At 60.5% G+C, this 425-nt stretch carries 1 protein-coding gene; it reads left to right on the forward strand.

Features of this window, described 5'->3' with window-relative positions; all coding sequences use genetic code 11:
* On the forward strand, positions 1 to 425 hold a 425-nt coding region (locus B2W52_RS02925), incomplete at both ends, for an HAD-IC family P-type ATPase (RefSeq protein ID WP_286801164.1).

Consider the following 425-nt stretch of genomic DNA (forward strand, 5'->3'; position numbering starts at 1 on the left):
GAGGAGGTTCTCAAGGGCGACCACATCCGGGTAAGACCCGGTGAGAAACTGCCGGTCGATGGCGTGATTGCCGAAGGCTCTACTCGCATTGATGAGAGCATGCTCACCGGTGAGCCCATGCCGGTGAGCAAATCGGAAGGCGATGAGGTGTCTGCCGGCACCCTCAACACCCATGGTTCGATTGTCTACGAGGCCACCCGGGTTGGCAGTGACACCGCGCTGGCTCAAATCATCAAGCTGGTGAAAAAAGCCCAGGGCTCGAAGCCTGCCATTGGACGGCTTGCGGACAAGATTTCGTCGGTGTTCGTGCCCACCGTGATGCTGATTGCTGTTGTCGCGGCGCTGGTCTGGTACAACGTCGGGCCGGAACCGGCGGTGGTTCATATGATGGTGGCGGCCACCACGGTGCTGATCATCGCCTGCCC

Origin of the sequence: Marinobacter sp. UBA2498 (genome assembly GCF_002341575.1) — a bacterium.
Classification (GTDB): domain Bacteria; phylum Pseudomonadota; class Gammaproteobacteria; order Pseudomonadales; family Oleiphilaceae; genus Marinobacter; species Marinobacter manganoxydans.